The 21,369-nt window shown below is 42.7% G+C and carries 15 protein-coding genes; 8 read left to right on the top strand and 7 right to left on the bottom strand.

Annotation, left to right across the window (positions count from 1 at the left end):
- Positions 1-144 precede the first annotated feature (144 nt).
- Genes glgX through treY form a run of 3 tightly spaced genes read left to right on the top strand, consistent with a single transcriptional unit; the run spans position 145 to position 8,349 of the window.
- A complete protein-coding gene (gene glgX / locus HH214_RS14755; RefSeq protein ID WP_169608868.1) occupies positions 145-2,298 on the top strand; it encodes a glycogen debranching protein GlgX in 2,154 nt (717 codons plus the stop codon).
- Positions 2,279-4,114 (top strand): malto-oligosyltrehalose trehalohydrolase, encoded by a 1,836-nt coding sequence (gene treZ / locus HH214_RS14750; RefSeq protein ID WP_169608866.1) that lies wholly within the window; start codon positions 2,279-2,281, stop codon positions 4,112-4,114. The genes glgX and treZ overlap by 20 nt, the downstream gene beginning before the upstream one ends.
- Positions 4,111-8,349: a malto-oligosyltrehalose synthase gene (treY, locus tag HH214_RS14745; protein ID WP_248282105.1), complete on the top strand. Its 4,239-nt coding sequence runs from the start codon at positions 4,111-4,113 to the stop codon at positions 8,347-8,349. The genes treZ and treY overlap by 4 nt, the downstream gene beginning before the upstream one ends.
- Positions 8,350-8,657: 308 nt before the next feature.
- On the opposite strand, the gene HH214_RS14740 is transcribed toward treY, so the two are convergent.
- The gene (locus tag HH214_RS14740; protein ID WP_169608864.1) at positions 8,658-9,749 is read right to left on the bottom strand and encodes a fatty acid desaturase; all 1,092 of its coding nucleotides are present in this window, start codon (positions 9,747-9,749) and stop codon (positions 8,658-8,660) included.
- A 133-nt stretch (positions 9,750-9,882) separates the two neighbouring features.
- On the opposite strand from HH214_RS14740, the gene HH214_RS14735 reads away from it, so the two are divergent.
- Positions 9,883-10,101 carry a hypothetical protein gene (locus HH214_RS14735; RefSeq protein WP_169608862.1) on the top strand — a complete coding sequence of 73 codons (219 nt, stop codon included), beginning with the start codon at positions 9,883-9,885 and terminating at the stop codon, positions 10,099-10,101.
- 52 nt (positions 10,102-10,153) lie between these two features.
- On the opposite strand, the gene HH214_RS14730 is transcribed toward HH214_RS14735, so the two are convergent.
- Positions 10,154-10,732 carry an acyl-CoA thioesterase gene (locus HH214_RS14730; RefSeq protein WP_169608860.1) on the bottom strand — a complete coding sequence of 193 codons (579 nt, stop codon included), beginning with the start codon at positions 10,730-10,732 and terminating at the stop codon, positions 10,154-10,156.
- Between the two features lie 95 nt (positions 10,733-10,827).
- On the opposite strand from HH214_RS14730, the gene HH214_RS14725 reads away from it, so the two are divergent.
- Together HH214_RS14725 and HH214_RS14720 are read left to right on the top strand one after the other, a co-directional pair.
- A complete protein-coding gene (locus tag HH214_RS14725; RefSeq protein ID WP_169608858.1) occupies positions 10,828-11,244 on the top strand; it encodes a PH domain-containing protein in 417 nt (138 codons plus the stop codon).
- Between the two features lie 32 nt (positions 11,245-11,276).
- A complete protein-coding gene (locus HH214_RS14720) occupies positions 11,277-11,966 on the top strand; it encodes a hypothetical protein (RefSeq protein ID WP_169608856.1) in 690 nt (229 codons plus the stop codon).
- 112 nt (positions 11,967-12,078) lie between these two features.
- On the opposite strand, the gene HH214_RS14715 is transcribed toward HH214_RS14720, so the two are convergent.
- Positions 12,079-12,579: an FKBP-type peptidyl-prolyl cis-trans isomerase gene (locus HH214_RS14715; protein ID WP_169608855.1), complete on the bottom strand. Its 501-nt coding sequence runs from the start codon at positions 12,577-12,579 to the stop codon at positions 12,079-12,081.
- 22 nt (positions 12,580-12,601) lie between these two features.
- Entirely contained in the window at positions 12,602-14,620 is a 2,019-nt protein-coding gene (locus HH214_RS14710; protein WP_169608853.1) for a thioredoxin domain-containing protein, read from the bottom strand.
- A 162-nt stretch (positions 14,621-14,782) separates the two neighbouring features.
- On the opposite strand from HH214_RS14710, the gene HH214_RS14705 reads away from it, so the two are divergent.
- Entirely contained in the window at positions 14,783-15,733 is a 951-nt protein-coding gene (locus HH214_RS14705; RefSeq protein ID WP_169608851.1) for a glycosyltransferase family 2 protein, read from the top strand.
- Between the two features lie 82 nt (positions 15,734-15,815).
- Here HH214_RS14705 and HH214_RS14700 read toward each other — a convergent pair whose 3' ends face one another.
- Positions 15,816-17,501 carry a MutS-related protein gene (locus HH214_RS14700; RefSeq protein ID WP_169608849.1) on the bottom strand — a complete coding sequence of 562 codons (1,686 nt, stop codon included), beginning with the start codon at positions 17,499-17,501 and terminating at the stop codon, positions 15,816-15,818.
- 603 nt (positions 17,502-18,104) lie between these two features.
- Between HH214_RS14700 and HH214_RS14695 the strand changes: the two genes are divergently transcribed.
- Positions 18,105-19,310, top strand: coding sequence for a DUF763 domain-containing protein (locus HH214_RS14695; RefSeq protein WP_169608847.1), 1,206 nt, complete (start codon positions 18,105-18,107; stop codon positions 19,308-19,310).
- A gap of 131 nt (positions 19,311-19,441) precedes the next feature.
- Here HH214_RS14695 and HH214_RS14690 read toward each other — a convergent pair whose 3' ends face one another.
- Positions 19,442-19,819 carry a response regulator gene (locus HH214_RS14690; RefSeq protein WP_248282104.1) on the bottom strand — a complete coding sequence of 126 codons (378 nt, stop codon included), beginning with the start codon at positions 19,817-19,819 and terminating at the stop codon, positions 19,442-19,444.
- Entirely contained in the window at positions 19,816-21,366 is a 1,551-nt protein-coding gene (locus HH214_RS14685) for a PAS domain-containing sensor histidine kinase (RefSeq protein ID WP_248282103.1), read from the bottom strand. The genes HH214_RS14690 and HH214_RS14685 overlap by 4 nt, the downstream gene beginning before the upstream one ends.
- Positions 21,367-21,369: the final 3 nt, after the last annotated feature.

The following is a 21,369-nucleotide window of genomic DNA, read 5'->3' as shown; positions in this document are numbered from 1 at the left end:
AAGTAATAGCAATCACTTCTATAAACTAGCTATAGGTTCTACACATTATCAAACAATTTCAATGCTAATTGATTAGAATGACTATCCAGATTAACAACAAGCTTTTAAAAACTTTTTGTAATCAAAAATATTGATAAATGTAATATGAACATTGATAATTATCCAGGCCATCCTTATCCACTAGGCGCCACATGTGACAATAAAGGCGTTAATTTTTCTATCTATGCGCCCAATGCTACCAAAGTTGAACTTTGCTTATTTAAAACTCCGGAAGATGAAGTTGAATATGTTAAAATAAACATACATGAACATAGCAACCAGATATGGCACATTTACCTACCCCATGTAAAACCCGGTCAGTTATACGGATACCGAATACATGGGCCGTATGATCCAGAAAACGGACAGCGCTTTAATGCCAACAAACTCCTGATAGATCCTTATGCCAAGGCTATATCAGGTACTATCGATTGGCATGACTCTTTATTCGGCTATGATATTTTCAGCGAGGCCAAAGATTTGAGCTTTAATGAAAGAGATAGTGCTGCGTTTATTCCTAAAAGTGTAGTAATTAATCCTTCCTTTAACTGGGAAGATGATTGTTCACCTAAATACACTTATCAAGAAACAATTATCTACGAGGCACACGTTAAGGGCTTCACCAAGTTACACCCGGATATTCCGGAAGAAATACGGGGTAGCTATGCTGCATTAGGCCACCCGGTTACTATTGCGTATTTAAAAAAGCTAGGTATTACGGCTATTGAATTAATGCCTGTACACCACTTTGTAACGGATTGGGGCTTGAAAGAAAAAGGGCTTACCAACTACTGGGGTTACAACACCATCGGCTTTTTTGCGCCCGATGTACGCTACAGTAGCAGCGGTACCTGTGGCGAACAGGTAACCGAATTCAAGCAGATGGTAAAAGAGTTGCACAAAGCAGGCATCGAAGTTATTTTGGATGTGGTATATAATCACACTGCCGAAGGCAATCAGCTAGGCCCTACCCTATCTTTCAAAGGTATTGATAATGAAGGCTACTACCGTTTAACAGATGATAACAGAAGGTATTACATGGATTATACCGGCACCGGTAATACGCTGAACGCGAACCTGCCTAATGTACTGCGTTTAATTATGGATAGCCTGCGCTACTGGATTACCGAAATGCACGTAGATGGTTTCCGGTTTGATTTGGCTGCTACCCTGGCTCGTGAACTTCACTCTGTAAACCGTTTAAGTGCCTTTTTTGACATTATTCACCAAGATCCGGTTATATCACAAGTAAAATTGATTGCCGAACCTTGGGATATAGGTGAAGGCGGTTATCAGGTAGGTAAATTTCCGGGCGGCTGGGCCGAATGGAACGGTAAATACCGCGACTGCGTACGCGATTACTGGCGTGGCGAAAACAGTACTCTGGCCGAATTTGCACAGCGTTTTACCGGCAGTGCCGACTTATATCAGGAAGATGCCCGTAACCCTACAGCTAGTATCAATTTTATTACCGCGCATGATGGTTTTACATTGAATGACCTGGTAAGTTATAATGAAAAGCACAACGAGGCCAACGGTGAAGATAATAACGACGGCGAGAGCCACAACCGTTCTTACAACTATGGTGCTGAAGGCCCAACCGATGATGAGGCTATTAATACCATACGCAAACGTCAAAAGCGTAATTTCTTAACCACCATGTTTCTATCACAAGGGGTACCGATGCTGGTAGCCGGTGATGAAGTGAGCCGTACGCAGCAGGGTAACAATAACGCCTACTGCCAGGATAATGAAATATCATGGCTGAACTGGGCCGAAGCTGATCAGGATTTATTGGATTTTACCAGCAAACTAATTCATTTACGTCGCCAGCATCCGGCATTTTGCCGTCGCCGTTGGTTTAGAGGTGCACCTATCAGAGGGGTAGAAGATATTGCCTGGTTTTTACCTGAAGGCATCCAGCTATCTGAAGAGCACTGGAATCATGATTATGCTAAATCATTAGCTGTATTTTTAAATGGCAGGGGCTTACGTACACGCAACAAACTGGGCGAAAGCATTATTGATGATGGTTTTTATGTCATCTTCAACTCTCATTACGAATCCGTTGAGTACAAGTTACCTGATGCCATCTATGGTAAAATCTGGACCAAGATTATCGATACCAGCAAAGATGAAGTAGCAGATACAGAAACTTACAATGCCGATGACACCCTAACCGTTGATGGCCGTTCCATTATTGTATTACATAACCCGGTAATTTATCACCAACAAAGTAATGAAACCAGTCAGTCTTAATCAACGTCCGGGTGTTACGGTACAGGCCGATGGCGCATCGGTATTGCTTTGGGCACCTAAAGCCAAACAAGCGGCCATCAAGCTAGGTGACACTAATAAAGAAATACCCCTGCAACAACAGGAATACGGTTATTGGACCTTACATACCGACCAACTGAAAGCGGGTAGCTTATACCAGTTTATTCTGGATGGGCAAGATCCACTCCCTGACCCAGCATCATTAAGCCAGCCGGAAGGGGTACATACCGCATCAGCAGTGGTTGATCTGGCTGCTTTTAGCTGGACTGATAACGGCTGGAAAAACCCGAAACTGGAAGATTATATCTTGTACGAATTGCATGCCGGCACCTTTACTTCCGAAAGTAATTTTGCTGGTATTGAAACTAAGCTGGATTACCTGAAAAGCTTAGGTATTAACGCTATTGAAATTATGCCGATTGCCCAGTTTCCAGGCAACCGCAACTGGGGGTATGATGGCGTTTTTCCATACGCTGTACAAAACTCGTACGGTGGCGCAGAAGCCTTGCAGCACTTGGTTGATGCCTGCCATAGCAAAGGCTTAGCTGTAGTGCTGGATGTGGTATATAACCACATGGGCCCCGAAGGTAATTACTTCGGTCAGTTTGGGCATTACTTCACCGATAAGTACCATACGCCTTGGGGCAATGCCGTAAACTTTGATGATGCCGGTTGCGATGCCGTACGGCAGTATTTTATTCAAAACGTACTGATGTGGTTCCGCGATTTTCATATCGATGCTTTGCGGATGGACGCCGTACACGCCATTAAAGATTTCAGTCCGGTACATATCCTAAGCGATATCAAATCGGCCCTGAATGATTTAATGCAGCAAACCGGCAAACAACATTACCTGATTGTGGAGTGTGATTTGAATGACACTCGCTTTATTAACTCGCAAAATCAGGGTGGTTTTGGTATGGATGCACAGTGGATTGATGAGTTTCATCATGCCTTACGTATTGCTGCCGGTGGCGATAAAACGGGTTACTATAGCGACTTTAACGGCTTAGCCGATCTGGCCAAATCTTACAATGATGCTTATGTGTACGATGGGCAGTACTCGCCTCACCGTGATAAGCTGTTTGGTGTCAAAGCCGAAAATAATCCGGGGCAACAGTTTGTAGTTTTCTCCCAAAATCATGACCAGGTAGGAAACCGTATGCTAGGCGAGCGCAGCAGTGAGCTATTTAGTTTTGAAATGCAAAAACTAATGGCTGGTGCCGTATTAACCGCTCCCTTCTTGCCTATGCTGTTTATGGGCGAAGAGTATAGCGAGCCACACCGCTTTATGTATTTTGTAAGCCACACCGATCCGGAACTGGCCGAGGCCGTACGCAAAGGCCGTAAGGCTGAGTTTGCTGCCTTTCATGCACAAGGCGAAGCACCTGACCCAATGGCACAGGATACGTTTATCAACTCTCAGCTGCAATGGCAATTGCCGCAGCAGGAGCCACACCAAACGATGCTGGCCTTTTACAAAGAATTGATAACCCTGCGTAAAACGCTGCCGGCCTTACGAAACCTTAACCGTCAGGGGACGCAAGCTATAGCTGATGAAGCTACGCAAACACTAATTTTACAACGCGGTTCAGGCAGCGAGCAGGTTATCGTATTGATGAACTTTTCTAAAAACCCACAAACGGTAACTTTACCTGAAGCCCAATCTAATTGGAAATTGGTGTTAAATTCGGCTTCGGCACGCTGGAAGGGGCCGCAAGCAGAAGCAGATACCTTGCCTGTTTCCGGAACCGTTAGCCTTCAACCCGAATCATTTTTGATTTATTCTGCCTCATGATGAATAACCCTGTTGCTACCTATCGAATACAATTCCATTCGGCATTTACCTTTGCCGATTTTGAGCGCATTATAACTTACCTTCAAAAATTGGGCGTTAGCACCATATATGCTTCGCCGGTTTTTGAAGCTACACCGGGCAGTACGCACGGGTATGACGGTGTAAATCCACACCGTATTAATCCTGAAGTGGGTACGGAAAAACAATTAAAAGCTATCAGCAAAAAGCTGAAAGAAAATAACATTAGCTGGTTACAGGATATTGTACCCAACCACATGGGCTACCATCAAAATAATCCATGGCTGATGGACTTGATGGAAAAAGGCAAACTATCCCTGTATGCCAGTTTCTTTGATGCCGTTTGGACGAGTGCACTGTTTAAAGATGAACCCTTGATGGTGCCATTCCTGGGCAGTTCATTGGATGAAGTTATAGATAATAACGAACTTAAAACAGGTTACCGACCGGAACAAGGTTTGGTGTTGGAGTATTATGATAACTACTATCCGCTGCATCCGGAAACCTACTTAACTATATTGCAGGCACTACCTGCCGAGGCACCGGAAGCTTTACAGACACTCATCAGTAAACTACCAGCCCCTAACCCATCGCACGAGGCGGGTAAGTATGCGGTACAATGGACAGGCTGGAAGCAAAAGTTGATTAAAGCTTTAAAAGAACCTGAGGCTTCACAAGCACTAACCGCAGCCTTATCAACTGTTAATGCTGATAAAGCTTTACTGAAGCAAATTGTAGGCAACCAAGCCTATCGTTTGTGCAGCTGGCAGGAAACCGATCATGACATTAATTTCCGTCGTTTCTTTACCGTAAACAGTTTGATTTGCCTGAATATTCAGGATGAAGCAGTGTTCAGCCACTTTCATCAGCTAATTAAAAACCTGACCGAAACTGGCGTATTTCAAGGACTACGTATCGACCATATTGATGGATTGCACAATCCGGCACAATACCTGGAACGCCTGCGCGAACTGGCTGGTGATGATACCTACATTGTAGCCGAGAAAATTCTGGAAAACGGCGAAGAGCTACCTGAACACTGGCCTTTACAAGGTACCAGCGGCTATGATTATTTAGCTCAGGTTAATAACCTGCTTACCAACAAAGCCGCCGAAAAGCGCTTTACCCGCTTTTATGAAGAAGAAATAGCCAACAATACCAAGCCGGTACAAAAGCAAATATGGGAAAAGAAAGCCCACATTTTGTACGCTAACATGAACGGCGAATTGAGTAACTTATTCCATTTCTTTACTACCCTGCAATTGGTAGATGGTGAAGTAACAGGTGGCGCTCAGGCTGAAGATATTCAGAAAGCCATCGGTGAGCTGCTGATTCACTGTCCGGTGTACCGGTATTATGGCAACCAGTTACCGCTGGAACAGGCAGAGTATAATGCAGTGAAAGAACTTTTCACGCTTACTAAAAAGGAAAAGCCTGAGCTAAAATCGGCATTAAACCTGTTGGAAGTCATTTTACTGGAAAGACCAAAATTAGGCAATGTCGACTACAACGACCGTGCACTGCAGTTTTACCAACGACTAATGCAGTTTTCGGGTCCACTGATGGCTAAAGGGGTTGAGGATACATTGATGTACACCTACAACCGTTTTATTGGCCATAATGAAGTAGGTGATGCACCGGATGCTTTTGGTATAACCACCAAGCAATATCATAAGCTGATGAAGCAGCGGCAAAAACAATGGCCGCTTGCTATTAACGGCAGCTCTACCCATGATACCAAACGTGGTGAAGATGTACGAGCCCGCTTAAACGCCTTAACTGACTTATCAAAAACCTGGCTTAAAACGGTAAAGCAATGGCAGCAGCTAAACGCTGGCTTAAAACAGAACCAGGCACCTGATGCTAATGGTGAATACTTTATTTATCAAACCTTAGCAGGCGCTTACCCAATGCCTGGCCAGCCGGAAGATAATTTTCCACAACGCTTACAGGAGTACCTGACCAAAGCCCTGCGCGAAGCCAAGGTACATACCCAATATACCGAACCCAACGAGGCATACGAAAAAGCTACGTTAAATTTTGCTGCCCGGCTACTGGATAATAAAAGTGAATTTTGGCAATCATTCCAGAGCTTTCAGCAAAAAATGGCCGATTATGGCATTGCCAACTCGCTGGCGCAAGTACTGCTGAAATTTACCAGTCCTGGCATACCTGATGTTTATCAGGGTTGTGAACTATGGGATTTAAGCCTGGTTGACCCTGATAACCGCCGCCCGGTTGATTATGAACTGCGCAGCCGTTTGCTGGATGAGTTTGATACGCCAACCAAAGCTGATGATTTGATACCTCAATTATGGCAAAACCGCTATGATGCGCAAATTAAGCTTTGGCTTACCCATAAACTGTTTCAATTACGCAAACAGGAGGCCCAACTATTTGCTGAAGGTTTGTATGTACCTTTGCAGGTTAAAGGTGCTTATAAAGATTATGTAATAGCTTATGCACGCCGTTACCAGCAAAAATGGATTATAACAGTAGCACCTATACATCTGGGTGAACTGGCCCGCGATCAGGACCGGTCGGTTACAAGCTTGAAGTGGAAAAGTACCCGTATTATTTTACCGCCTGAAGCTCCGGCAGAGTGGAGTAATCTGCTTACCGGCACATCCGGCAAGGCTGAAGAAAATGTACTTAAAGTAAAAGATCTGTTTACCCATTTACCATTAGCGGTGCTAAAAGCCGAACATCCAGCTAATAATCGGGGTGCGGGTATTTTAATGCATATTACCTCTTTACCTTCCCCCTTCGGCGTAGGTGATTTAGGAACCGGGGCTAAACAGTTTGCCGATTTTTTAAGCAGCAGCGGCCAAAAGTATTGGCAGCTACTACCGCTAAACCCCACAGGCGAACAGCAAAACTATTCGCCTTACAGTGCTATTAGCAGCATGGCGGGTAATACCTTGCTGATTAGCCCGGAAGCCTTAGCCGAAGATGGCTTGCTGGATGCTGGACAACTAAAAAAGTACTATCTGCCTGTTGACGATAAAGCTAACTATACAGAAGCTAAAAAACTTAAAGATAAACTATTTGAAGAGGCTTACGCTAACTTTAATAGTGGTCACTTTACCTCTTTACAGCAGCAGTTTGATACTTTTTGCCAACAGGAGGCTTCCTGGCTGGATAACTTTGCCTTATACCTGGCCTTAAAGGCTCACCATAATGAGCAGCCCTGGTACGAGTGGCATGCGCCCTATCGTCAGAAGAAAGCAGCTGCCGTGAACCGCTTTGCTGAACAGAACCAGGAAGAATTACGTAAGGCCAAGTGGCTGCAATTTATGTTTGACAGGCAGTGGACGGACTTAAAACAATATTGCCATCAGCTAAACATCCAATTATTTGGCGATATGCCTTTTTATGTCAGCTATGATTCGGCTGATGTATGGGCGAACCCGGATAACTTTGCCATAGATAAAGAGGGTAACATGACTGGCGTAGCTGGTGTACCGCCCGATTACTTTAGTGCTGACGGACAGTTATGGGGAATGCCTGTATATAAGTGGGACGTAATGAAAAACCAGCAATACCGCTGGTGGATTGAACGTCTTCGCAAAAACTTGGATTACTTTGATCTGGTTCGGCTGGATCACTTTCGCGCTTTTTCAGATTACTGGGAGGTACCGGCTGGCGAAAAAACTGCCCGCAACGGCGTATGGAAACCAGGGCCAGGTAGCGATTTCTTTAAAGCGGTGCAGGAGGCGTTAGGTAAAACCCCGTTTGTTGCTGAAGATTTGGGCGATATTGATGAACCCGTATTTAAGCTGCGTGATGAATTTAACCTACCCGGCATGAAAGTGCTGCAATTTGCCTTTGGCGATGAGATGGCCGGCTCCATATATATTCCGCATAACTACCAAGAAAACTATCTGGTTTATACCGGTACGCACGATAATAATACTACAGTAGGCTGGTATCATCAGGATACTACCAAAGCAATACACAAACAGTTGGAATTGTACACAGGGCAAAGCGTAAAAGCCCGTAATATACACCAGGTACTGGCACGTGTAGCATATGCCTCAACGGCTAAATTGGCTATGTTGCCTGTACAGGATGTAATCGGATTAGATGAAAACGCCCGCATGAACAACCCTGCCTCTGCCGAAGGCAACTGGCTGTGGCGCCTGCAAACTGATGCGCTGACTCCCGAGACAGCAGAACAGCTGCTAAGCTGGATACAGCTTTATAACAGGCTATAACCTTAAAAAAGAGGCGGATTAATAATCTTTATTATCCGTCTCCTTTTTTATATAAAGCTATGAATTGATAGCTTAATCTCTTTTGGTTTTCACTTCATTTTTACCTTTACTCTGCCTGATTACTAAAACTAAAGCAATCACGATAAAAGCAATAATGGCGACGAATGCAATTGGTAGTAACATAATTTAATCCCTTTCTTTTTAAATTGAACAGGCAATTTGTAGTAATTGTTTAACTAAAAGCTAAATCGGGAATCCGTTGCAATTGGGTTCTAACAAAAAAACAGGCTCGTGGCCTGTTTTTTTATTTAATGTTGCTCGGTTACAATTAACGTTTCTTTAGTAAGAACGGTAGTCTTTTCTTTAGCTAAACTTTTAGCCTGCTTATGTGGCTCATGATACTTTTCTAAAAACTGCTTTTTCGAATCATGATATTCGGTTACACCACCAATCAAATTCAAAAATTTAATATAGTACCAGGCTGTATCTACCTGATGAGGTAAAAAGCCAGAACGTGCACTCTTTGGATACAGGTGATGGTTGTTATGCCACTCGCCAGCTACAATACCCGGCCAAGCCTGATTGATCGACATATCTTCACGATTATAATCAGAACCTTCGCGGCGTTTATCTTCACCTTTACCGTGGCCTTCATAGTTAAAGGTACGAACCCCTACCGCCCAAAAGCCAGCAGCGCCGAATAAAGTGCAGGCCAGGGCATGTCCGCCAATCAGGTAAAATGCCAAATACCAAAAGCCCCAGTTCAGCAAAATACCGCCTATAGTTCGCAAAGGGTTAGCCAGCGTGCCCCATTTTTGGTATTGTGCATAAGTGTTAGATATTTGGCCGGTATGTTTCATCAATTTCACACAACGACCATAATCTTTTTCATTCAGGTTATGAGCTATAGGCTGATGGTTTACATCGGCCAGAAAGCAATATAAAAATCCACCTTGCGCATTGTAAGGATCGCCAGGCTGGTCTGACTTCGCATGATGCACATGGTGCGAAATCACATAAATTTCTTCAGGAATAATTTTCAGCGTAATGTTTTGTGTAATAAACCGCCAGATGTTATTACGAAATTTAAAAGCCCGGTGCGTACAATAACGATGATACCAAACAGTACCGTGCGAACCCATAACCACCATGCTGTACACAAAAGCTACAATAAGCAATTTAAAGCTAAAGTACTTGAAAATGAACAGCATTAAGAAAGGCACAAAACACACAATCATCATCCAGCTGGTGAATGAAAGCCAGTTCTTTTTATTTTTAAAGATATTAAGCCGGGAAAAAAACTCTTTAAAAATGGCTAATACGCTAGGCTTTGACAAGTTACCACACTCATCCTTCCAGCCATACGAGGGCTGTCTTAAAACAGTATCTAAAAAGGGCATTCAGCAGGGATTTAATTAATTAGAGGTTTTATTGAGTGAAAGGTACTTATATTAACTCATATTATAAGTATTTATTTTATCTTACACTCATTTATTTCACAACTAAGCGATGCATTTGCTGTTACTGCTTATTATGGAAGATTTTGGAATTACTCTAGCTGTTAACAGCCGGCAGATACCAGCCACGGTACACACCCGTGTTGTTGATGATACTACCTATTATGATATTGTAAGTGATGACTTTAGCATCAGCATTTTTAAAGATACGATGTACACTTGGAAAGCCGAAGATAGTGGCGGTTTCAGTGCTGATGAAATTAACTCAATTGGTGAGCAGATCAATAACGGATAAATAATACCATGGTATAAACATGCAGGTAACATTCCTGCATGTTTATACTCGGTTATGCATTATAATTTGCTTGCAATTGGCAGCGTTCGCCTTGCAACATTTCTTGGGCATGCTCGTCATTTACCGGCGCTTTTATTTTTCGGGACTCCTGCCGATAAGCCTGCTTAATTTCTTTACGGCGCTTGGCTTCCACAAAGCGCCTTACCTGTTCTTCATTTTCCAGCAAAAGGCCGGGCACCTGTACTGGTTTATTCTGCTCATCTTTAGCTATCATGGTAAAATAGCTGGTATTGGTATGCCGCACTTCTCCGGTTTTTATATTTTGCGATATAACCCGAATCCCTACCACCATTGAGCTTTTGCCCACATAATTAACAGCAGCCATTAGCGAAACCAAGTCACCAACTTCAACCGGGTGCAAAAAATCAACCGTATCAATTGAGGCGGTAACAGAGTAATTGCCGGCATGTTTAGCGGCACACACATAAGCTACCTTATCCATCAGCGACAAAATAATGCCTCCGTGAATTTTACCACCAAAATTGGCGTACGAAGGTATCATCAGCTCTGTAATTACTGTTTCTGAAAAACTCACCGATTTAAAATCAGTAGCCTGTGTTTCGTCAAGCATGTAACAAGTATTTAGGAAGTGAATCTAAATAAAGTAGCTGAAAGTTTTAGCTTAAGGTTAATTTTAACATTAACTTTCATAAATTTACTTTTACCATGTCAACCATAAAAACCTATCCCTCCAAAATAGATAACTGGTTTATTATTGTAGTTTTGGGTACGTTTACGGCATCCTTGGTTAGCGTGTTCTTTAAGCCCGATTGGATTGCTGTAATGATTATATTGTCTATAGTAAGCCTGGTACTTTTACCTATAGTGTTCAATACCAACTACCGTATTAAAGGGCAATTGTTAAAAGTACAATCTGGTATTATTCTAAACTTAAGTATTGATATTAGTACCATTAACAGAATTACAGCTACCCGCAGCATATTAAGTGCCCCGGCCTTGTCGTTAGATCGGTTGGAAGTGTTTTATAACAAGTATGATTCAGTAGTCATTTCACCCAGAAACAAAGCAGATTTTATAGCACAGCTTAAACAAATTAATCCTAACATAAGTATAGATTTGTAAGTGCCGTAATTGGCTAACCAAATCCGTTCTGCGTGAAAAATTTATTCTTTTTACTTATTATACTTTTATCAGGGCCGGTTTTTGCCCAGGATGTTGTACAACATGAATCAAAGCTGACGCCTATTATTAAAGAAACCTACAACGTACTCAAGAGCGACAATAAAACTTTACAGGGACAGTATGCGGCTTATTACAAAAAGCAACTGGTAGCTGCAGGTAAGTATGACAAAAACGCACGAATAGGCTACTGGACGTTTTTTGACATTCATGGGAAATTGATGCAACGGTACAACTACAACGACCGTACCCTGAATTACGAAGCACCTGAAGATACTACATCCAGTTTCAGGTATATGATTGACCAAAATATTGATACTACTACCAGAGCTACCAAACCGGTTCGTTTAGGAGGCCGGTACTTTGGCTATTTACGGTACCTGAACTTATTTAAGTTACCTGGCGAACTTGTCGGGTTAAACGACAACTTATATGCGATTACCATAGAACTGCTGGTTAGTCCGGGTGGTCGTTTAGCCGATTACAAGGTTCATATTCAATCCAGAATGGACAAAGATGAAAACCAAACTTTTAATATGAACATCAATTTGCTTAAGGACGAGGATAAGATGTTTCTACCAGCCACGTACAACCATGTACCCGTATCGGCCACGATTTTTATACGTTGCCACCTATCGGGCAAAGACCGGATTGAGATAGATTAAGCAAAGGATATTTAAAATTAAAGCGCAAACTTTATAAAGCGAAAGTTAACATTGGTTTACCTTCTACCCTAAGAGTTTGCGCTTTAATTTTTATTTCTGTACAGATACAGGATTAATGATCGTGATGACCATCAGCACCATGTGCATGACCATGTGATAACTCTTCAGGGTTAGCCGGACGCACATTGATGATATTACCTTTAAAATGCAATTCCTGACCAGCCATTGGGTGGTTCAAATCTACAATAACAGCATCTTCTACTACCGATACTACCTGGCCCTGAAAACGGTGACCTTGATTATCCTGTAAAGGCAAAATAGCGCCTACTTCAGGAAGATCAGTGCCGGCAAACATTTCCGTAGGCAAGTTAGCTACAGCTTCTTCATCATATTCGCCATAAGCATCAGTAGCACTTAGTTTAAAATCAAAATTATCGCCGGTTGACAGGGTGCTTAGTTCTTCTTCAAACTTAGGCAGCATTTGGCCTACGCCATACAAAAAGGTAAGCGGTTGTTCTTCAGTAGCGCTTTCAACTAAGGCTTCGGTGCCGTCTTCCTGTTTAACATACAAATCGTAAGTTAAAGATACGACGTGTTGTGATTCAATTTTCATGGATGGTAATTTAATGTAAAAGTTACGAAAGCTCAATTTGTTTTAAAGCATCGGCAATACTCAGAGAGGGCAAGCCGCAAGTTTTATCTTTACACACAAAAATTCGCGTTTCATTACTTATTCGGTTCTGTAGCAAAGGTAAGTTTTCTTCAGTACCGCCCAACACTATTTTATTGGGCACATAATGCTGCTCCAACTCACGGCGTACCTGCCAGGCATTAGGTCCGGTTATGGCTATTTCATAAATGCCAAACACCTCCTCCAGCAGCAGCAAAGCCCAGTTAGAGTATGATGAACCATACTTAGCCATGTAAGGCATTACGTTACGTAACAATTGCGCACTGATCTGCTCATACTGCGTATTACCCAGCAGCAAGCTTAACTTTTTAAGGTTACGCCCCATTACTGAATTGGATGAAGGAATTACCCCATCCATAATTTCAGCCTTGCGGGCAATGAGCTGCTCGGCATCTGCCGCGGTATAAAAAAACATACCTTCAGCTTCATCATAGTACTGAGCGATAGCGGTATCGGTAAGCTGCGCGGCCAGTTGCAGCCATTGTTGGTCGAAGGTTACTTCGTACAAGGCAATCAAGCCGTCGGTGATATTGGCATAATCATCCAGAAAAGCCACTTCGGCAACCCCATCAGTCATTTGGTTATTTTTATAGATGCGTACCAGTCGGCCCCCTTCTTTTACTAAATGCTGCTGAATGAATTCAGCATTATGCAAAGCCAGCTGCAAATAGCTTTCCTCATTAAACGTGCGGTAAGCTTCGCAAATACCTTTCAGCATTAGCCCGTTCCAGGAGGCCAATATTTTATTATCCAACCCTGGCCGTACACGATGGCTGCGAGCTTCCAGTACTTTCTTTTTAGCCGCATTGATTTTAGCCAGCAACTCTTCGGTGCTCAAACCCAATTGCTGGGCCAGCAGTTCATCCTGCTCTTTGCGGAACAATACATTGGTATGCTCTTCTTCCCAGTTACCTTCATCAGTGATATGGTAATAAATGCAGAACAGGTCGGCATCGTTACCTAATATCTGTTCAATATCAGCTTTGGTAAAGGTGTAAAACTTGCCTTCCACGCCTTCGCTATCTGCATCTAGAGCTGAATAGAAGCCAAAGTCGGCAGAAGTCAATTCATTTTTCACAAAGGTGATGGTTTCCTTAGCTGTTGCTGCGTATAATGGGTCGGGGTTCCAGGCGTAGGCTTCGGCATACAGACTAATCAGCTGGCCATTATCATACAACATTTTTTCAAAGTGTGGCACATGCCAGCGGCCATCAACCGAGTAACGGGCAAAGCCGCCGCCTACATGATCGTAAATACCACCAAAAGCCATTTTGTGCAGGGTAAGCTTTACCTGCTGGGCTATGCTTTCGTTTTGCATCAGGTGTGCATACCGCATCAAAAACAACCAGTTGTTTGGCATCGGAAACTTAGGTGCTTTACCCATGCCGCCTTCCACCTTATCCAAGTAGCGTTTCCAGTTATTTACAATAGCTTCTAAATCAGTACGGGTGTATTCAGACTGTTCGGTAATTAAATCTACCGATTCATATTGCGTGATGCCTTCTGTTAGCCGCACGGCATACTCTTCCGCCTCTTCGGGCTTGCGCTCGTAAAAATCGGCCAAGCTCATCAGTACGTTCATCCAATCTACTTTGGGGTAATAGGTACCGCCATAAATAGGACGCTGGTCAGGCAGACAAATACAGTTGAGGGGCCAACCACCACGGCCGGTCATAAGTTGTACGGCGCTCATATAAATCTGATCTACATCAGGGCGTTCTTCACGATCTACCTTAATGCACACAAAATGTTCGTTCATTAAGGCGGCTACCTGCTCATCTTCAAAGCTTTCATGCTCCATTACATGGCACCAGTGGCAAGCCGAATAGCCAATACTTACCAATATGAGTTTATTTTCCTCTTTGGCTTTTTGTAAGGCTTCGGCACCCCAAGGGTACCAATCAACAGGGTTGTTGGCGTGTTGCAGTAAATAGGGTGATGCCGATTGAGCTAAACGATTCATGTTTTTACGGTTAACGTTTATTTAGGTAAGCGGCAAGTATGCGTATTGTTTGCATCTATACCTAAATCATGCCTTTCAGGATATAGAAAGGGTTACAAACAAATTTTGTACTTTTGCCTGCTGCAAGGATAGGGATTACAACCTGCATCCTTACACTTACGGATGGATATTTCAGTTGTTATACCTTTATTTAACGAAGTAGAATCACTGCCCGAGCTTACCTCGTGGATTAGTCAGGTGATGTACACCCACCAGTTTAGTTATGAAATTATATTGGTGGATGATGGCAGTACTGATGGCTCGTGGGAGATGATTTGCCAACTGAGAGAAGCCAACGAAGCTATCAGGGGTATTAAATTCAGACGTAACTACGGTAAATCGGCCGCGCTGAATACCGGCTTTGAAGCTGCTCAAGGTAATGTAATTATTACTATGGATGCCGATTTGCAAGACAGCCCCGATGAAATACCCGAATTGTACCGCCGCATTATTGAAGAGAAGTACGATTTGGTATCGGGCTGGAAAGCTAAACGGTATGATCCGCTTAGCAAAACCCTCCCTACCCGATTGTTTAATGCCGCTACCCGCAAAATGTCGGGCATACATAACCTGCATGATTTTAACTGCGGATTGAAAGCTTACCGCAAGGCCGTAGTAAAAAACATTGAGGTGTATGGCGAAATGCACCGCTACATTCCGGTAATTGCCAAATGGGCAGGCTTCACCAAAATTGGCGAGCAAGTGGTTGAACACCGCGCCCGCAAGTATGGTACCACCAAATTTGGCATGAGTCGCTTTATTAACGGCTTTTTGGATTTACTATCTATTTTCTTTGTAGGTAAGTTTGGGAAACGGCCGATGCATTTTTTTGGTACGATGGGCGTAATCAGTTTTCTGTTGGGTATGGTAATGGCCATCTGGATTATTACCGAAAAGCTGATTCATATTGCACATAACGAACACTACCGCGATGCTACCGACCAACCTTTATTTTATTTGGCTTTGGTAGCTATTATTTTAGGTTCGCAGTTATTTTTAACCGGCTTTGTGGCCGAACTGGTAGCCCGCAGCTCGCACGATCGGAACAAGTACCAAATTGAGGCAACGGTTTAAGTGCATAACGGATAGCTTAAAAGCAGGTGTTCATTTTTGAGCGTGTGAATGTTGACACGGTATTGTTAGTTAATCTTATAGATTACAGATTATATTTCTCGCGCAATTGAGCGCCAATTTGGTAAGCTTCCTGAACAATAGAGGACGGATAGCCCGCACCTTCCAGAACAGCAATGCCATTCTTATTTTTGAGCAAGCCTTCTTTAATCTGGTAATCAAATATCAACCGATTATCCCCTATTTGTTCTTCAAACGAGTAAACGGCATAATTCGGTCCTAGTAGTTCGGCTAGTTCCAAATCATGGGTAGATACGAATACAAAGTTTCGATTAGCTACCAGGTAAGACAGTACCGCTTTGGCAGCAGCAATACGCTCAATAGTATTGGTACCTCTAAAAATTTCATCAATAATTACCAAACTTTTCGTGGAAGCCTGCGGCTCACATTGTTTGATAATATCTAGCACGGCTAATGCCTCTGCCTGAAAATAACTTTTATGTTCGTGCAAATCATCACTCATCTGTATGCTGGTATGAATATGCAACATTGGCACTTGGTACATCTGGGCACAACAGGTATGCAATGTTTGCGCCAGCAGCGCATTTATAGCCACTGCCCTGATAAACGTAGTTTTACCCGACATATTTGACCCGGTAATCAGTACACCCTGGCTGGCCCTACTTTGTATGCTGTTAGGCACACAATTTTCCACTAATGGATGGTATATCTTCGTCATTACCAACTGCTCTGCGCTAGCTGTAAAATCGGGCTGGCAGTAATAGGATAACCCATCCCTGAACGATTGTATGGAAATCGCCATATCCACCTCGGCTACGCTTTCAAACAGCAGGCGTATATCGGTCAGATATTTATTTACACGGCTAATAGAAAATATAAATACCAGTGGTTCAATCAGCAAGAATATTTTCAGCCATTCGGTCAACAGATAAAACATGTCTGTTGGATCGGCTGCAATCAAGTTCTGCACATTGATAAAACTAATGGAGCGCTTGAGTTTATTTACTTTCACTAAACTTTGCTTTACCTCATTGCCTGAATTTAAATAGTTGTGCTGATACAGCCATTGCCCTACTTGGTTCAGTATAAGCAACTCTGGCAATGAAACCGTAAAAGGCATTATTTTAAACCGGTTACGATAATGAATAATCGTATTAGCTATCAGCAAAGCTACCAGTACCAACAAATATACCTGCTGTTGTAAAAGCAACAATAAAATCAGCATAGTTATCACGCTAATGCCTGCTATACTTACATATACCTGTCCAAATTTGCCAAATAGCTGCTTATGCTTTTGGTTGAATAATTCGGGGAGAAAATAAGCATTATCACTTTTCAGCTCCGATAATTTCAACTCTATTTGCTCATGTACATCCGCATGGCTGGTCAGCTGAGCTATTCGCTGTTCCAGATTGTGAAAATACGTTAAGTTAGTTTCTTGTTCGTGCAGCTTTTTATACAAGTATTGTTGTCCGGGTTTAGAACGGGTACGATCTATATATTCAAACAGCCTTTCCAAATCTAAATCGGCAGCAGTTGCAGGCGAAATTTGTTTTTCCGTAGGGTAAGCAGCGGCATACTGACCAATCAGTTTAAAGCTGCGGTAAACCTCTCTTGGCTTGCCCCACTCCTCCTTGATTTGTGCTATTTTCCGTTTACTAGAGAACTGTTTTTTATACCATTTCTTTATTAAGAAAAATAGGATAACTAAGCTCACACATATCATAAAAGGAATAAGGCGGTGCATCATGTTTTAAATGTAAGGTTTATTAAGCATTGGACATATTTACAGCTTTTCATTAGCATAGGTAAAGTGTTTTATTCACGTTAGTGGATGTTACTTTTCTTTTATACAAAAGAAAAGATAACCAAAAGAAAACTTGCGGCTACGCTATGTTGCTTTATATGTGAGTGCAATGGCTAACTGCTACTACCCGCAACATTCCTGATGCCGCGAAAAAAAGTTATTGGTGGTTCTGTGGTTAGGTAGTTTGAATAAGTTACCTCCTTACGCGTCATTGCGAGGTACGAAGCAATCTCTGTACTAATGCACTAATAGGTGTACGTAATAAGTCTTGATTCCTGACTCTATACTCTTGATTCTTCCCCCTCCGTCCTCTTCCAGCTTCGGGCGAAAGGCAGGATTGGACCTAGTGCGGCAAAGAAGCGTAGGAAGAGACTTGATTTTTGGTTTTTAGTATTAAGGCAAAGAACACCATATAGCTGCTAAGACAAAAGAAATAGCCGCTGCGGCCATGAGCAGACGAACAATCACTACAGCACAAAATTAACAACGAAAAGAGAAACTAAAACGTCAGCACTTTAATTAAGAAAATCTACTAAATTTGTTAGTATGAAACGTTCGGGCAATGCCGATTTACCTTTGCATCATGGTTATGTACCTACCTGGCTGGCTGAGCGTATGGCCAAGTTGGGCTTAGCCGTAGTTGAAACAATGGTAATGGAGTATGACAGTTCGGCTGTGTTATCACGCCTGAGCAATCCGTTTTGGTTTCAGAGTTTAGGAGCCGTAATGGGGATGGACTGGCACTCGTCGGGTATTACTACTTCTGTACTGGGTGCTTTAAAGCGAGCAGTGAACCCGCATGCTAAGCAGCTAGGCATTTACATCTGCGGCGGCAAAGGGAAACATTCCATGCAAACGCCTGCCGAATTGCTGAAAGTAAGCGAACAAATTGGTTTAAACGGCAACTACCTGGTGCAATGCAGTAAGTTAAGCGCCAAGGTAGATAACACGGCAGTGCAAGATGGTTTTCAATTATACATGCACAACTTTGTGGTGAATAACCAAGGGCAGTGGACGGTGATACAACAAGGTATGAACGCTCATACTAAAGTGGCCCGCCGTTATCATTGGCATTCTGAAACGCTGACCTCCTTTGTTGACGACCCGCATACTGCCATTTGCGGACGACCATCAGGCTATATCCTAAACATGGCCGACTCGCGTGCGGCTGATGCCCGTACCGCCATCATGAACTTAACAGCAGAACACCCGGACCGGATGCTGAAAGAAATTGACCATCTGGTAATGCCTGCCCATCATGATGTAAAGGCGAAAGATGTAGATTTAAAACGCCTGGGTGCGGTATTGTGGCTGGCACATGAACAGCAGGTTAGCAATTTTGAAGAATTGCTGCTACTGAAAGGCTTAGGTCCGCGTACGTTACAATCATTAGCACTGGTGAGCGAGGTCATACACGGTACGCCTACCCGTTTCAGCGACCCTGCCCGCTATTCATTTGCACATGGCGGTAAAGACGGGCATCCTTTCCCGGTTCCGGTTAAGGTATATGATGAAACTATAAACGTGCTGCAAAAATCTATAGATCAAGCCAAGCTAGGTAACAGTGAAAAGGTTGAAGCTATTAAACGCCTGAGCCATATTGCCCAGCAAGCCGAGCAGAACTTTACCCCCAATGCTGATTTTGATAAAGTAATTGAGCAGGAACGCAGTAACTCGTGGCGTTATGGTGGCCGCACTATATTTGGTGAAACGCAAAAACCAACAGCAAATAAACAGTTGAAACTATTTTAACAGTATAGCGCTAGAAGGTAGGATAACAAATTATTATTGCGAAAATGGCCTGGAAAGCCAGTTTTCACATTAGTCAATGCAAGGAAGTAGCTTAATTTTTAGCCTAACCTCCTCACATTGACCTTGTATTCTTATTTTACCAATCCTGATTGCAGAACCTGGTTTACTTTATCATTCAACTGGTCCAGATCAAAAGGTTTGGCTATATAATCGGTAGCACCCGCATTAGCCGCAATAGTAGGCCCATCTGTACTGGCCGACATCACCACAACCGGCAATGATTGCGTTTGTAGATTACTCCGCAAGCTTCTCAAAACCTGATCGCCCGATAATACCGGCATCCATAAATCCAGCAACAACAAGTCGGGCTTTTCCTGTTCAATCAGGCTGTATAAGTTCAAGCTGTTTTGCTCGGGTATAATTAAGTACTCATCACTTTCAAGGGCTAAAACCAGCATATCCAGTATCCCCTCATCATCGTCACAAATAACTATCTTTTTTTGCATCATGCGTCAGCCCTTTCCTTTAAAGGTAAGGTAAAACTAAAGGTAGATCCTTTGTCCTTTTCACTTTCTATCCACAAGCTGCCACCATGCCGCTGCACAATCTGATCACATACATACAAGCCAATACCCATACCTGGAAAACGTTGTTGAATATCACCTACCCGATAAAAGCGTTCAAATACTTTCTTCTGATCTTCGGAACTGATCCCCATACCATAATCTGTAACCGACACTTTTAAATAATCGCTTACTAAAGATAGGTAAACCAAAATTTCGTTAGCATTAGGAGAGTATTTAATAGCATTAGCCAGCAAGTTATTAATCACCTGCACCAATTGCGTTTCATCTCCCAAATAACTGTCGGTAGCTTTACCTTTAATAGTAATATGATGTGTTTTGGTACCAGCCTGTATGCCTTCTACGGCATCATATACCATCTTATTAAAATCAAAGTTTTCTTTATGTAACTCGATGTATCCTGTTTGTATTTTGGAAACATCCAGCAACTCTGTAATTAAGTTATTTAGCCGGTTAACATAACTTTCTGTTTTACCTACCAAATCTTTAAACCTCAGATTTGAATTTTCCGGCATCAGCTTGTTCATCATCTGCACATAACCTTTTATCGTAGTTAAAGGCGTTTTAAGCTCATGACTGGCGATAGACAGGAAATCATCTTTACGCTTTTCGATAGAACGGCGCTCGGTGATATCTTCAATGGCAATCAAAATACGATCTTTATACTCACCTTCCAGTTCAATACGGTGTGCATTAAGCAGCATAAGCTTTTTACCGATATGTGGAAAATCATACTCTACCTCAAAATCTTCAACCGGATTATTGGTCGGCAATATTTTTTCCAGCAACTCACGTAACTGCGGAATATTCCATTGGCCATCTCCTAACTCAAACAACAGTCTATCTTCCGTTTCGGCCCGTGTTACTTTGAAAGTACGTAAAAAATGTTCATTTACACTCAATACATGACTATCCGGATCAAGCACAATCAGGCTTTCCCGTACCGTTTGTACAATGCTGGAGAGGTACTCTTCATTTATTTTAAGGGTACGGGTACGCTCTTGCACCTGCCGCTCCATTTGGTCTTTCTGCTGGCGTAATTCTAACTCAGCTTTCTTGCGTCGGCTTATATCGTTTTGTACACCAATGAAGTAAATAGTTTTACCCTCATTATCTTTGATAGCAGACAGGTACAACTCATTCCAGAACAGCGTACCGTTCTTTCTGTAGTTCCTGATTTCCACATAGCAATTTTCATTTTTCTGAAGCGCTTTGCGAATAATTTCCCGCTCGGGCTGATTACGGTCTTCTTGCTGCAGAAACCGGCAATTACGACCAATTATTTCACGACGTACGTAGCCTGAAATACGCTCAAACGCATCATTGCAATAAATAATAGGATTGTCCGGCTGCTGATTATCTGTAATAACGATGCCCGACATACTGGCGTCCAGTGCTTTGGTTAACAGCTCAAAATCCCGCTGTATAGTTTCATGCGAGAAAGAAAATTCACCATCATTTAAACTTTCCAACGG

Source organism: Mucilaginibacter robiniae (assembly GCF_012849215.1).
GTDB lineage: Bacteria > Bacteroidota > Bacteroidia > Sphingobacteriales > Sphingobacteriaceae > Mucilaginibacter > Mucilaginibacter robiniae.
Note: the sequence above shows the minus strand (reverse complement) of the source record. Positions and strands in the feature narration are given on the sequence as shown.